Here is a 14007-nt window from a genome sequence, read left to right as displayed (position 1 = left end):
TTTCAACCAGAAGAATTTTCGGATGAAAATTCTTCGCGCGCCAGAGGGGCCGGGGGTTTCCTCCGGCCCGCCCCCTATTCCGCGGCCTTCACCGAAGGATTGTTCGGATGGGTTGTCCAGTTGGCATAATCGCCCACCTTGCGCCCGGTCCGCTCGTCCACGGCGCCTTTGGGCAGGGTGCGCATGGTGATGCAATTGTCCACCGGACAGACGTTGACGCAGAGGTTGCAGGCGACGCATTCGTCGTCTTTCACGCTGAACACCCGGTCGGGGGACATGGCAATGGCCTGATGGCTGGTGTCTTCACAGGCGGCATAGCAGCGGCCGCATTTGATGCAGGCATCGGGATCAATCTGGGCCTTGGTCACATAGTTCAGGTTCAGGAACTGCCAATCGGTGACATTGGGCACCGCCCGGCCCACCAGATCGGCGGTCGAGGTCATGCCTTTGCTGTCCATATATTCCGACAGGCCCGAGATCATCTCCTGCACCACCTTGAAGCCATAGGTCATGGCGGCGGTGCAGACCTGCACATTGCCGGCCCCCAGCGCCATGAACTCCGCTGCGTCGCGCCATGTGGTGACGCCACCGATGCCGGAAATCGGCAGGCCCCGGGTTTCCGCCGACCGCGCAATCTCGGCCACCATGTTCAGCGCGATGGGTTTGACCGCCGGGCCACAATAGCCGCCATGGGTGCCCTTGCCGTCGATCATCGGTTCGGGGCTGAAGTCATCCAGATTGACCGAGGTGATCGAGTTGATGGTGTTGATCAGCGACACCGCATCGGCCCCGCCGCGCTTGGCCGCCTCGGCGGGCTTGCGGACATCGGTGATGTTCGGCGTCAGCTTGACGATGCAGGGCATCCGGCTGTGCTTTTTCACCCAGCGGGTGACCATCTCGATATATTCCGGCACCTGCCCCACGGCAGATCCCATGCCCCGTTCTGCCATGCCATGCGGGCAGCCGAAGTTCAGCTCCACCCCATCCGCCTCGGTATCCTCGATGCGATTCAGGATATCCTTCCAGCTATCCTCGTCGCAGGGCACCATCAGCGAAATGATCAGGGCCCGGTCACGCCACTTGCGCTTGACCTCCTTGATCTCCTGAAGGTTCACCTCCAGCGGGCGGTCGGTGATCAGCTCGATGTTGTTCAGGCCCAGCAGGCGGCGGTCCGCCCCCCAGATCGCGCCATAGCGCGGGCCGGAAACGTTGACGACGGGCGGCCCTTCCGAGCCGAGGGTTTTCCACACCACCCCGCCCCAGCCCGCCTCAAACGCGCGCTCGACGTTGTATTTCTTGTCGGTCGGCGGCGCCGAAGCCAGCCAGAACGGGTTGGGGGATTTGATGCCGATGAAATTCGAAGTCAGATTTGCCATATCACGCCCCCACCAATGCCGCATGAATATCTTCCGCCGCATCGCGCCCCTGCGCGACGGCGGTGACCGTCAGATCCTCACCCCCTGCCGCACAGTCGCCCCCGGCCCAGACGCCCTTGAGGCTGGTGCGCCCGGCGGCATCGACGGCAATCTTGCCGCTAGTGAGCGCCAGCCCCTCCGGCACGCCAGTCAATGTCTGCCCGATGGCCTTCAGCACCTGATCGGCCTTCAGACGGAACGTCTCTCCGGTCTGTTTCAGCCCGTCGGGCGTATCGGCGGTATAGGCGAACTCCACCTCGCCCGAGGCCAGAACCGCCACCGGCGCGGCATGGGTGACGATCCGCACCCCCGCGCTGGTGGCATGGTCCTGTTCATAGCCCGAGGCGGCCATTTTCTCCTGCCCGCGGCGGTAGACGATGGTGACCGTCTCGGCGCCCAGCAGCCGCGATTGGACGGCGGCATCGACGGCGGTCATCCCACCGCCGATGACCACCACATCCCGCCCGACCGGCAGGGAGGAAAGGTCCGCCGACTGGCGCAATTCGGCGATGAAATCGACGGCGGGGCGGACATGGGCCATCTCCTCGCCGGGCGCGCGCAGCGCATTCACCCCGGCCAGACCGATTGACAGGAACACCGCATCATATTGCTTTTGCAACTCGGCCAGCGACAGATCCCGGCCAAGCGCCCTGCCGGTCTCAATGCGGATGCCGCCAATCTGCAAGAGCCAATCGACTTCCCTCTGCGCAAAGCCGCCCGTGGTCTTGTAGGCGGCCAGCCCGAATTCATTCAGCCCGCCCGCCTTGGGCCGGGCATCGAACACCACCACGTCATGGCCCTTCATCGCCAGACGGTGCGCGGCAGAAAGACCCGCAGGCCCGGCACCGACAACGGCCACCGTCTTGCCCGTCGCCTTGGCGCGGGTGAAGGGATGCACGCCTTTGGCCATCAGCGTATCGGTGGCAAAGCGCTGCAACCGGCCGATTTCCACCGGCTTGCCCTCGGCCACCTCACGCACGCAGACCTCTTCGCAAAGCGTCTCGGTCGGGCAGACCCGGGCACACATGCCGCCAAGGATGTTCTGCGCAAAGATCGTCTTGGCCGCCGCCTCGGGCGTGCCGGTGGCGATCTGGCGGATGAACAGCGGAATGTCGATTGAGGTCGGGCAGGCCGTCATGCAGGGCGCATCATGGCAGAAGTAGCAGCGGTCCGCCGCCACCCGCGCCTCATGCCCGTCCAGCGGCGGCTCGTGATCGGTGAAATTGTCGTGGTAGGCCTGCGCAGGCAGGCGCCCCGGCACGACACCGGGGGTCAGCGGGCTGTTGGTCATCATACCTCCGTGGCGAGCATTCTGCTGGCTTCTTGTTGAGATCAGGCTGGCACAGGTCCATTTTTTTATCAAACGGTAAATTTTACAAAATCAGGGTTTTTGCCCGCTGCCGGGGTTGAATCGGGGTTGAAACCGCTTCGGGGCTTTTGTCCGGCCCCCCGCTGCCGTATATGTGGGCGACCCGAAGGCGGAGGCACAGGCCAAACCGCCGCGAACGACCCAACAGAGGACGGCATGAGCAAACATAGTTCCGAAGCGGATGTGGCCTTCATCTCGGCGCTTGCAGAGCTGCTGAACAAGAACGACCTGACCGAGCTGTCGGTCAAGCGCGAATATGGCGAGGATGACAGCCTGGAAGTGCGCGTCGTCAAACAGGCGAATATCGTGCAGGTTGCCGCCGCCCCCGCCGTGCAATACGCGCCCGCTCCGGCCATCGCCGCCGCCGCTGCCCCGGCTGCCGCCGCCGCTCCGGCCGCGCCGGAAGACCCGGCCCAGCATCCGGGTGCCGTGACCTCGCCCATGGTGGGCACCTGCTATCTGTCGGCCGAACCGGGCGCTGCGCCCTTCGTGACCGTGGGCGCCGCCGTGACCGAAGGCCAGACCGTGCTGATCATCGAGGCGATGAAGACGATGAACCACATTCCGGCCCCGCGCGCCGGTGTGGTCAAGCGCATCCTCGTCACCGACGGCCACCCGGTGGAATACGGCGCGCCGCTCCTGATCATCGAGTAGGCCCATGTTCGAGAAAATCCTGATCGCCAACCGGGGCGAAATCGCCCTTCGCGTGATCCGCGCCTGCCGTGAAATGGGGATCAAATCGGTCGCCGTGCATTCGACGGCGGATGCCGACGCCATGCATGTGCGAATGGCCGACGAAAGCGTCTGCATCGGCCCGGCGCCTTCGGGCGAAAGCTATCTCAAGAAATCCGCCATCATTTCGGCCTGTGAGATCACCGGCGCGCAGGCGGTGCATCCGGGCTATGGCTTTCTGTCGGAAAACGCCAGCTTTGCCCAAGCGCTGGAAGATCACGGCCTGACCTTCATCGGCCCTTCTGCGGAACATATCCGCATCATGGGCGACAAGATCACCGCCAAGGAAACCGCCAAGGCGCTGGGGATTCCGGTGGTGCCGGGGTCCGACGGCGGCGTGCCCGATTTTGAGACCGCCATCGGTGTGGCGGCGGCCATCGGCTTTCCGGTGATCATCAAGGCGACGGCCGGCGGCGGCGGGCGCGGCATGAAGGTGGCCAAGAATGCCGAAGAGCTGGAGATCGCCTTCCGCACCGCGCGGAGCGAGGCGAAGGCCGCTTTCGGCAATGACGAAGTCTATATCGAGAAATATCTGCAAAAGCCCCGCCACATCGAAATTCAGGTCTTCGGTGACGGCAAGGGCAAGGCGGTGCATCTGGGCGAGCGCGATTGCAGCCTGCAACGCCGCCACCAGAAGGTCTTCGAAGAGGCGCCCGGCCCGGTGATCACCCCGGCGCTGCGGGCCGAGATCGGCAAGACCTGCGCCGATGCCGTGGCCAAGATCAACTATATCGGCGCCGGCACGATCGAGTTCCTGTATGAGGACGGCGAGTTCTATTTCATCGAGATGAACACCCGGCTTCAGGTGGAGCATCCGGTGACCGAAGGCATCTTCGGCGTTGACCTCGTGCGCGAGCAGATCCGCGTCGCCGCCGGCCTGCCGATGTCGTTCAGCCAGGATGAGCTTGAGATCAACGGCCATGCCATCGAGGTGCGGATCAACGCCGAGCGTCTGCCGAACTTTGCCCCCTGCCCCGGCAAGGTGCGGGTGTTCCACGCGCCGGGGGGCTTGGGCGTGCGGATGGATTCGGCGCTTTATGGCGGCTATTCGATCCCGCCCTATTACGACAGCCTGATCGGCAAGCTGATCGTCCATGGCCGCGACCGGCCCGAGGCGCTGGCCCGCCTGCGCCGCGCGCTGGGCGAGCTGATCGTGGACGGGGTGGAAACGACCGTGCCGCTGTTTGACGCGCTACTGGCCGAGCCGGACATCCAGAACGGCGATTACAACATCCACTGGCTGGAAAAGTGGCTGGAAAAGCAGTTCGGCTGAAGGATGATCGGGATGGGCAATCTGCCCATCCTACCCATTGCACCCGTAGGATGGGCAATTTGCCCATCTGACCAATAACCTCAGGGCGGGGATGGGCAGATTGCCCATCCTACGAACCGGACCCCGCAGGACGGGCACGCTGCCCATCCCCCAAGACCGACAGGACCGACCGCGCCGCCCGCAGCCCGGGCGGCTCTCCGCCCTTGCCCAGCCGCTCCATCGTCAGGCGCATCGCCTGATCCTGCGCGCCGGGATGCGCCAACAGATCGAGCAGCGCCGGGGCGATCAGGTCCGCCCGGCATTTCTCGCCGATGAATTCGGGCACCGCCCGGCTGTCAGACACCAGATTGACCAGCGTCACCGTGTCGATCAGCGCCGCCCGCCGCATCAGCCAGAGCGTCAGCGGGTGCATGTCATAGGCAATCACCATCGGGCAGCCGTTCGCCGCCAGTTCCAGCGAGACGGTGCCCGAGGCCGCCAGCGCCACATCGGCTGCGGCAAAGGCAGCCCGTTTCCGCGCCGGGTCGGTGATGATCTCGGCGGGGATCGGCCAATCCGTGGACAACTCGCGCACCAGCCCCTCAACCCCGCGCACGGTCGGAAGCACCACCCGCGCCTGCGGATGCACCGCCTTCACCCGCGCCAGCGTGGCGCCGATCACCGGCACCAGCCGCGCCACCTCGCCCCGGCGCGAGCCGGGCAGCGTCAGGACAAGCGGCCCCTCGCCCTGCATCATTGCGGCTTCGGCCGGCGTGGCCAGCGCTTCGGCCACCACCGGATGACCGACGAAATCGCAGGTCATTCCCGCAGCGGTCATATAGGGCGGCTCGAAGGGCAAGAGCGCCAGAACATGGTCGATCACCTTGGCCATCTTCGCCGCCCGCCCGGGGCGCCAGGCCCAGACCGAGGGCGCGACATAATGGATGGTGCGCAGGTCAGGCCGCGCCGCCTTGACGATCCCGGCCACCCGCAGGCAGAAATCCGGGCTGTCGATGGTGATGAGCGCGGCGGGCTGGGCGGCCAGAGCCGCCTCTGCCGTCTGCGCGATGCGGCGTTTCAAGGGAAAATACTTCGGCAGCACCTCGACCAGACCCATGATGGAGAGTTCCTCCATCGGGAACAGGCTTTGCAGCCCTTCGGCCTGCATCAGCGGGCCACCCACCCCGGCGAACTCCACCCCCGGCGCCAGCGCGCGCAGCCCAGCCATCACCGCCGCGCCAAGACGGTCGCCCGAAGGCTCGCCCGCGATCAGAAAAAACCTTAACGCGCCCACAGGAACAGGCCCCGCGCCTGCGCTTCGGCCTGCATCGCGGGCAAGTCCAGACAGATCACCCCGCCCGCCTGCCAGCAGATCCCCGCCAGACCGGCGGCAGCGGCATTCACCACTGTCTGCACCCCCAGCGCGGGCAGATCGACGCGGGCATCCTGCCCCGGCTTCGGCGCCTTGTAGAACAGCCCCTTACCGGGCCGCAGCGGCGCCCCCAGCGCGGCCACCTGCGCCAGCATGGCATCGGTGCCCGGCAGCGCCTCAACCGCCAGACAAAGGCCCGCCGCCACCACGCAGCCCTGCCCGACATCGGCCGCGCCCAGTGCGGCGACAATCGCCTCGGCCCGCGCCGCGTCGCGTTCATCCGCCGGGGTCACCTGCCCCGCCAGCACACCGGCGCCCGGCACCAGATGCGGGGCGATTTCGGCGGTGCCAAGAACCTGAAACCCCGCCTCTTCAAAGATCGCCAGCACCTCGCGCAGCGTGGCATCATCGCCCGCCTGCATCGCAGCCAGCAGGCGCGGCACCATGGTCGCGGTTTGCGGATCGAACAGCGCCGGGTCCAGCCGCGGCCGCTGCACCGCGCCGGCAAAGGTGACGCGGGTCACGCCCTGATCTTCCAGCGCACGCAGGAACAGCGCCAAACGCTCCACCCGGAACACCTGATCGGGCACCAGCCCCTCGGGCAGGAAACCGTCCAGCGCACAGACCAAGGGCCGCTCTGGCAGCGCCGCGACCAGCGCAGCGGGCAGGCCGCCCCGCCCGGCGATGATGGCGAGCCTGCTCATTTCGGGGTCAGGAAACTGCGGTCGGATTGCGACAGGATGAAATCGCACATCTCGCGGACATAGGCGCTTTCGGTTTCGTCCTGCAGGCGCCGGGCGCGTTCGAGGAACGAGCCTTCGCCCTGCGCCAGCATCTGATAGCCCGCGCGCATGGCGGTGATGTCGGCCCGCTCCACCCCGCGGCGTTTCAGCCCGACGAGGTTCAGCCCGTCCAACTCGCCGCGCGGACCCTGCACCAGACCATAGGGCAGCACGTCATTGGTGACCATGGTCACCGCGCCGATGATCGCGCCCCGCCCGACCCGCACCCATTGGTGAATGCCGGAAAGGCCGCCGACGATCACGTCATCGCCGATCTGGCAATGGCCGGCGATGGCAACCTGATTGGCCAAGATCACCCGGTTGCCGACGATGGCGTCATGGCCGATATGGGCGCCGGTCATCAGCAGGCAGTCGTCGCCGATCTGCGTCAGGCCGCCGCCGCCCTCGGTTCCGGTGTTCAGCGTGGCCCCTTCGCGGATGCGGCAGCGGGCGCCGACCACCAGCCGGGTCCGCTCTCCCTTGAACTTCAGATCCTGCGGCACCTCGCCGACGCAGGCGAAGGGGAAGATCACCGTGTCGTCGCCGACCGAGGTCCAGCCGGTCACCACCGCATGGGATTTCACCACCACGCCCGCGCCCAGAACCACTTCGGGCCCGATCAGGGCGAAGGGGCCGATCTGACAGCCCGCACCGATCACGGCGCCCGGCTCGACCACGGCCGAAGGGTGGATGCGGGCTGTGGAATCGACGCTCATGCCTTGGGCACGTCGAACATGGCCATGAACTCGGCCTCGCAGGCCAGCTCGTCGCCAACCATGGCACGACCGGCGAATTTCCACACCCGCCCGCCGCCGCGCAGCGCCGTCACATGCAGCTCCAGCACGTCCCCCGGCACCACCTTGCGGCGGAATTTCACGGCATCGACGCCCATGAAGAAAACATTGGCGTTCTTGTCCACCAGATCCATCGTCAGACCCACAAGGATGCCCGAGGTCTGCGCCATCGCCTCGATGATCATCACGCCGGGGAAAATCGGCATCCCCGGGAAATGGCCCTGAAACTGCGGTTCGTTGAAGGTGACATTCTTGATGCCGATGCAGGATTTGCCGACATGGATGTCGCGCACCTTGTCCACCAGCAGGAAAGGGTAACGATGCGGAATGATGCGCTGGATCAGCGACAGGTCGGCGTGCAGCGGTTCGGCGGCTTCGGTCATGGTGTCTCCTCGTGAAGCCCTCTTTTCGGGGCCTTCTGACTGACTAGCAAGGCCCGGGCGGTGAAACAAGCGGCGCGCTAGGGCGTGGCCGGAACCGGCTGCGGCGGACGCACCCCGCCATCGCCCAGCACCTGATCCAGCCGGGCAATCGCCGCCTCGGTGATGTCGATATTGTCGAACCCGGCGATGACAGCCCGTTTCGAGATGATCGCAACCGCACCCCTCTCGGTCAGGATCTGGGCCAGAACCGGGCTTGCGGTTTCAAAGAACCGCCGCCGCTCATCCTCGAAGCGGCGGGTCAGCACATCGGACTTGGCCTTCTGCGCCTTGCGGATGCTTTCCACCTTGTCGTTGAACGCCTGCGCCAAGGGATCGAAGGCCGCCTTGGCCATGCCGGCGCGGCGGTCGGTCAGGTCGCGCTCTTCGGCTTCCAGCCCGGCCTCGATCTCGCGGTTCTCGGCGATCAGCGCCTGGGTATCGGCCTCTTGCGCCGCAATCAGCGCCTTGCCAAAGCGGGACTCGGCAAAGAGCCGCTCTTCATCCAGCGTCAGAAGCGGCGCCTGCGTTGCAGCTTGCTGGGCCAGAGCCAAGACAGGCATCGCGGCCAGAACCCCGGCCACGATCACCCCAAGGACGCGACGGCGCATCATCAGAACTTGGTCGAGATCGTCAGGTCAAAGACCTGATCCTCGTCATAGTCTTCCTTGGCCAGCGCATGGGCAAAGTTGAAGCGCAGCGGGCCGATCGGCGTATCCCAGAACATCGACAGACCGATGGACGAGCGCAGATGCATGGAATCGTCCACCGGACCAGCGGTGCCTGCCGTGTCGTCCAGACCCCAGACCGAACCCACGTCAAGGAAGGCGCCGCCCTTGATGCCATATTCCTCGGGCAGACCCAGCGGGAAATCGGCCTCGAACCGGGCAACGGCATAGTAATTGCCGCCCAGCGCATCCTGATTGGTCGCGGTCAGGTCACGCGGGCCAAAGCCGTTGCGGGCAAAGCCGCGAATCTTGCCATTGCCGCTGAAGCGGTCGGTGATACGGCTGTCATAATCGCCGAAGGTGGCGATCATGCCGCCTTCAAAGATGGCGCGGATCGTGACCTCTTCCTTGAAGACGCGCCGCTCTGCCAGAGCCTGCACCGAGGTCGAGACATAGTTCACATCGCCGCCCAGACCGGCAAAATCCTGGCTGAAACGGAACACCACGCCTGCGCCCGGCTGGATGCTCTTGCCGCGGGTGTCGTAGGAATAGGTATAGCCCAAGGCCGAACCGAGCAGCCCGCCCATCGCCTCTTCGCGGTGCAGGATGGCCGAGGAATCGGCAACGGTATCCGCGTCATCGCCGTCGCCGGCGACATCGGTAATCGCATCCTCGAACACGCGATAGCGCAGTTCCAGACGGCTGCGGTCCGACAGCGGGAATTCGACCGAGGGCGAAATCCAGATGCTGCGGGTGTTGTAGGCGGTCTCGGAATAGTTGGTCGTCTGATAGCCGGCCGAGAATTTCAGCGCGACATCGCGGCCAAGGAAGGCCGGCTCGACAAAGGAAATCGAGCTGTCAACCGTATCGGTCCCGGTGGTGATATTGACCGAAAGAGACTGGCCGCGGCCAAGGAAGTTGGTCTCGGAAAAGCCGATGTTCAGACCGGCCCCCGAGTTCACGCCATAGCTTGCCCCGAAGGTCAGCGAGCCTGTCGGCGCCTCTTCGACATCGACGTTCACCACCACCTGATCGGCGGCGGAACCCTGCTGCGCATCGACCTTGGCATCCTTGAAGAAACCCAGCGCGCGAATGCGTTCGGCGGCCTGACGGATTTCGCGCGGGTTGAAGGGGTCGCCTTCGCCGGTCTTGAACTGACGCCGGATCACCTGATCCAGCGTGGTGGTATTGCCTTCAATGTCGATCCGCTCGACAAAAACCCGGTCACCGCGCGAGATCACGAACTGGATGTCCAGCGTGCCATCGGCGTCGTTGCGGGTGACCTTCGGCTCGACCCGGACGAAGTTCAGCCCCTTGCGCAGGGCCAGCTCTTCCATCCGGGTGACGTTGTTGTCGATGATGGCGGGCGAATAGGTCACGCCCGGACGCAGGCGCATCACCGCCTGAAAATCGGCGGCAGCCACGCCCTCGATGGCAGAAACCGCCGAAACCTGACCAATGCGGAAGCTGCGGCCCTCGCGCACGGTGAAGGTGACGAAGCCGGCATCCCGCTCGCGCGCCAGATCGCCGGTGGCATCCAGAACCTGCACGTCGATATAGCCGCGCGACAGGTAGAAATCCTTGAGAAGCTGCTTGTCCAGATCCAGACGCTCGGGCAGGAAGGTGTCGCCTTTGATCACCTGCCGCAGGAAACCGGCCTGTTTGGTCTGCAACACCTGCCGCAGGCGGCGGTCGCTGAAGGCGCGGTTGCCGACGAAGCTCAGACGCTCCACCTCGACCACCTTGCCTTCGGTGATTTCGAACACCAGATCCACCCGCTCGCCCGAGCGGCGGATGATCTTGGGTTCCACCGTGGCGGCAAGGCGGCCCTGCACACGGTAGGCTTCGGCAATGGCGGCGGCATCCGCCTCGGCTTGGGTGGGGGAATAGACGCGGCGCGACTTCGACTTGGCGATTTCCGAAAGCGCCTCGTCCTTCAGGCGCTTGTTGCCCTCGAAATCCACGACGTTGACCATCGGGAATTCCTTCACGACGATCTTGAGCGTGCCACCCTGCGGAATCAGTTCGACCGATTCAAACAGGCCCGAACCGACGATGCGCTGATAGGCGTCATTCAACTCGCCGCCGCTGACCGACTGGCCCCGCCCGATTCCCGCATAGGCCAGGATGGTGGCGGCATCGACGCTGACGTTTCCTTCGACGACGACATTGCTGAAGCTGTAGCTTTGCGCAAAGGCGGGCATGAGGAAAGGCGTGGAAAGCACCGTGCCGGAAAGCAGAATCGCCACAAGCGCCGGGCGCACAAGGCGGTGAGCCGCCCCTTTGCGCCGCAGCTTGGTCGCGCCTGTATCGTTCCGCATAACCAGCCCCCGGTCCTCACAAAATCCTGTGTTCCTGACTAGCCGGAACGATAGGGCTTGTCAAAAGGCTGAGGGCGATCCGTGTGCTGCGTGGCGGCTTCCGCCCCATCAAACTGTGGATAAATCGGGCAAAGCCGATTGGCCCCGCTCAGGGATGCACGATTGCGCTGCCCAGAAACGCCCCGGCCAGCAGCCCGACGATCACGGTTCCGACGGTGAAGAGCGTATCCCAGTTCAGCCGGACCAAGAGCGAAAGCCCACGATAGCCGTCCATCACCAGTTGCATGACGATCTCCTTCAGAACCGGCGCCCTCCTGCGCCCACCCTGAGGGTTATGCAAAAAATGTGGCCGCAGTATGGCCCGTCAGCAGAAAAGGTCGTTGGTCAGGGCAAAGGCCATGAAGGACAGCACCAGCGCCAGCCCCGCCGTCATCAGCACCGCCAGCGCGCGGTCCGAGGGGGGATGGCCGGTCGCGGCCTCCCAGACGTGGAACACCAGATGGCCGCCGTCCAGCACGGGGATCGGGAACAGGTTCAAAAGGCCGATGCCCAGCGACAGCGCCGCCAGCATGGCCAAGAAGGTCTCCGGCCCGGAACGCGCGGCATCGCCCATCACCTCGGCCATGCCGATGGGGCCAGAGATGTTGCAGCTGCTGATCCCGCCCGTGACGACATGCCACAGGCCCGAGAGCGAGGATTTCGCCACGAACCAGCTTTGATCGAAGGCAAGTTCGACCGTTTCCAGCGGCCCGGCGCGGCGCAGTTCGGGTTCAAACAGCAACCCGCCCGACAGGCCGATCAGCCAGCGGGTTTCAAACCCGCCATCGGCCAGCGGAATATCGCGCCGCTCGGGGGTCAGGGTCAGGTCCATCTCCTGTCCGGCCCGCCAGACCACAAGGTCAACCGGCGCCCCGCCCGAAGCCTCGACAATCGGGGGCAGTTCGGAAAAGGCGGTCACGGGCTGGCCATTGGCCGACAGGATCGCATCGCCCGCCTGAATGCCCGCCCGCATCGCAGCCGAGGTCGGATGCACCGAAATCACCACCGGCGGCATCGGATGGGGGCCCTGCACCTCGGTCACCGAACCGGCCCGCTCGACACGGTAGGTCACCGCAGCGGCGGGGGGAAGTTCGGCCACCACATCAAGAAACCCTGCCAGATCAGGCGTTTCGGTGCCGTTGACCGACAGGATGCGGTCCCCCGCCTGCAAAGTTGCCCCGGCAAAGGGATAGGGACGCATTTCACCCACCGTCGGGGTGCCCGTCGCCACGCCCTGCCAGGTGATCATCGCGCCGTAAACCACCAGCGCCAGCACGAAGTTGAACACCGGCCCCGCCGCCACCGTCGCCGCCCGCGCCCAGAGGGGGGCGCCGTGCATCGTGTGGCGCCGTTCCTGCGCAGACAGGCCCGACAGGGCTTCGGCGTCCTTGCCCGAGGCGGCGTTGCTGTCGCCGAGGAATTTCACGAAACCGCCCAAGGGGATGGCCGCCAGCTGCCAGCGCGTGCCGCGCCGGTCCACCCGCGAGATCAGGACCGGACCAAAGCCCAGCGAAAAGACCTCGGCATGGATGCCCGACCAGCGGCCCACGATGTAATGGCCATATTCATGGACCGCGACGATGATCGAGAGCGAGACCAGAAAGAACAGGACGGTCCAGGCGGTTCCGCCCACACCCGAAAGAAGGTCACTCAGCACCCGTTCAGCCCCCTGCCCTGTTGTCCGCCGCTTCTGCGGCCCTGATCCTTGCGAGATGGTCCATCGCCAGCACATCCTCAAGCCCCGAGGCGGCATTTCCAAGGCGTGTTTCTGCCGAAAGCCGGGCGAGCGTGTCTTCCACCACCCCGGCCATCGCCATGAAGCCAAGCTGCCCGGCGATGAAACGGTCCAGCGCAATCTCTTTGGCGGCGTTGAAGGCGGCCCCTGCAAGGCCGCGCACCGCCATCACCTCACCCGCCAGCCGCAGCGCGGGCCAGCGCCGCAGATCGGGCGCGCGGAAGGTCAGGCTGCCCAACCGGGCAAGGTCCAGCCGCGCCACCGGCAGCGCCGCACGGGCCGGCCAGTTCAGCGCGAAACCGATCGGATGGCGCATGTCGGGGGCACCCAGATGCGCGATCACCCCGCCGTCATGGAAGGCGACCATCGAATGCACGATGGATTCGGGGTGGATTATCACCTCGATCTGCGCGGGAGCGACGCCGAAGAATTCGCGCGTTTCGATCACCTCAAGCGCCTTGTTGAACATCGAGGCGGAATCGATGGTGATGCGCGGCCCCATCGCCCAATTGGGATGGGCCAGCGCCTCGGTCACCGTGGCGCTGGCCAGCCGCTCCATCGGCCAGTCGCGCAATGCCCCGCCCGAGGCGGTCAGGATAATGCGCTCGACCGCCGACATATCCTCGCCGATCAGGGCCTGGAAGATCGCCGAATGCTCGCTGTCCACCGGCAGGATGGTGGCGCCGTGCCGCGCGGCGGTGGAGAGCAGAAGCTGCCCCGCAGTGACAAGGCTTTCCTTGTTGGCCAGCGCCAGCGTGGCGCCGGTCTTCAGCGCCTGCATTCCGGGCACAAGGCCCGCGGCACCGACGATGGCGCTCATCACCCAATCGGCCGGGCGGCTGGCGGCCTCGGCAACCGCCGCCGGACCTGCCGCCACCGCAATGCCGCTGCCCGCCAGCCGGGCGGCCAGATCGGGCAGGCAATCGTCATGCGCGGTCACCGCCACCTCGGCCCGCAAGGCCAGCGCCATATCGGCCAGCCGCGCGGTGTTGCGCCCGCCGGTCAGCGCGACGGTCTGGAACGCCTCTGCGCCGCCTGCCCGCAGGATCAGGTCATAGGTGCTTTCCCCGACCGAACCCGTCGCGCCGAAAATCGAGATCCGCCGCACC

General features: G+C 65.7%; 13 protein-coding genes. 2 read left to right on the top strand and 11 right to left on the bottom strand.

Going from position 1 to position 14007, the window contains the following annotated elements:
• Nucleotides 1-74 precede the first annotated feature (74 nt).
• Both preA and HS053_RS04635 read right to left on the bottom strand, forming a co-directional pair.
• Nucleotides 75-1376 (bottom strand): NAD-dependent dihydropyrimidine dehydrogenase subunit PreA, encoded by a 1302-nt coding sequence (gene preA / locus HS053_RS04640; RefSeq protein WP_174210032.1) that lies wholly within the window; start codon nt 1374-1376, stop codon nt 75-77.
• Between the two features lies 1 nt (nt 1377).
• The gene (locus HS053_RS04635; protein ID WP_174210031.1) at nt 1378-2706 is read right to left on the bottom strand and encodes an NAD(P)-dependent oxidoreductase; all 1329 of its coding nucleotides are present in this window, start codon (nt 2704-2706) and stop codon (nt 1378-1380) included.
• A 234-nt stretch (nt 2707-2940) separates the two neighbouring features.
• Between HS053_RS04635 and accB the strand changes: the two genes are divergently transcribed.
• Both accB and accC read left to right on the top strand, forming a co-directional pair.
• Nucleotides 2941-3438 (top strand): acetyl-CoA carboxylase biotin carboxyl carrier protein, encoded by a 498-nt coding sequence (gene accB / locus HS053_RS04630; RefSeq protein ID WP_174210030.1) that lies wholly within the window; start codon nt 2941-2943, stop codon nt 3436-3438.
• Between the two features lie 4 nt (nt 3439-3442).
• Entirely contained in the window at nt 3443-4789 is a 1347-nt protein-coding gene (accC, locus tag HS053_RS04625) for an acetyl-CoA carboxylase biotin carboxylase subunit (RefSeq protein ID WP_174210029.1), read from the top strand.
• 109 nt (nt 4790-4898) lie between these two features.
• Here accC and lpxB read toward each other — a convergent pair whose 3' ends face one another.
• From lpxB to dxr, 9 genes are all read right to left on the bottom strand, one after another.
• Complete coding sequence (gene lpxB / locus HS053_RS04620) at nt 4899-6062, bottom strand: lipid-A-disaccharide synthase (protein WP_174210028.1); 1164 nt, start codon at nt 6060-6062, stop codon at nt 4899-4901.
• Nucleotides 6050-6844, bottom strand: a complete 795-nt coding sequence (locus tag HS053_RS04615) for an LpxI family protein (RefSeq protein WP_174210027.1) — start codon at nt 6842-6844, stop codon at nt 6050-6052. Before HS053_RS04615 ends, lpxB begins: the two co-directional genes overlap by 13 nt.
• Nucleotides 6841-7638 (bottom strand): acyl-ACP--UDP-N-acetylglucosamine O-acyltransferase, encoded by a 798-nt coding sequence (lpxA, locus tag HS053_RS04610; RefSeq protein ID WP_174210026.1) that lies wholly within the window; start codon nt 7636-7638, stop codon nt 6841-6843. The genes HS053_RS04615 and lpxA overlap by 4 nt, the downstream gene beginning before the upstream one ends.
• The gene (fabZ, locus tag HS053_RS04605; RefSeq protein WP_174210025.1) at nt 7635-8099 is read right to left on the bottom strand and encodes a 3-hydroxyacyl-ACP dehydratase FabZ; all 465 of its coding nucleotides are present in this window, start codon (nt 8097-8099) and stop codon (nt 7635-7637) included. Before fabZ ends, lpxA begins: the two co-directional genes overlap by 4 nt.
• A 77-nt stretch (nt 8100-8176) precedes the next feature.
• Complete coding sequence (locus tag HS053_RS04600; RefSeq protein ID WP_174210024.1) at nt 8177-8746, bottom strand: OmpH family outer membrane protein; 570 nt, start codon at nt 8744-8746, stop codon at nt 8177-8179.
• Between the two features lie 2 nt (nt 8747-8748).
• Complete coding sequence (gene bamA, locus HS053_RS04595; protein WP_174210023.1) at nt 8749-11124, bottom strand: outer membrane protein assembly factor BamA; 2376 nt, start codon at nt 11122-11124, stop codon at nt 8749-8751.
• 148 nt (nt 11125-11272) lie between these two features.
• On the bottom strand, nt 11273-11410 hold the full coding sequence (locus HS053_RS04590; protein WP_174210022.1) for a hypothetical protein: 138 nt from the start codon (nt 11408-11410) through the stop codon (nt 11273-11275).
• A gap of 78 nt (nt 11411-11488) precedes the next feature.
• Complete coding sequence (gene rseP / locus HS053_RS04585) at nt 11489-12820, bottom strand: RIP metalloprotease RseP (protein WP_347233291.1); 1332 nt, start codon at nt 12818-12820, stop codon at nt 11489-11491.
• Nucleotides 12821-12824: 4 nt separating this feature from the next.
• Entirely contained in the window at nt 12825-14006 is a 1182-nt protein-coding gene (gene dxr / locus HS053_RS04580) for a 1-deoxy-D-xylulose-5-phosphate reductoisomerase (RefSeq protein WP_174210020.1), read from the bottom strand.
• Nucleotide 14007: the final 1 nt, after the last annotated feature.

The organism is Tabrizicola fusiformis, assembly GCF_013328815.1.
Taxonomy (GTDB): Bacteria; Pseudomonadota; Alphaproteobacteria; order Rhodobacterales; family Rhodobacteraceae; genus Fuscibacter.
The sequence above is the reverse complement of the archived record's forward strand: the minus strand, read 5'-3'. Positions and strand labels throughout refer to the sequence as shown.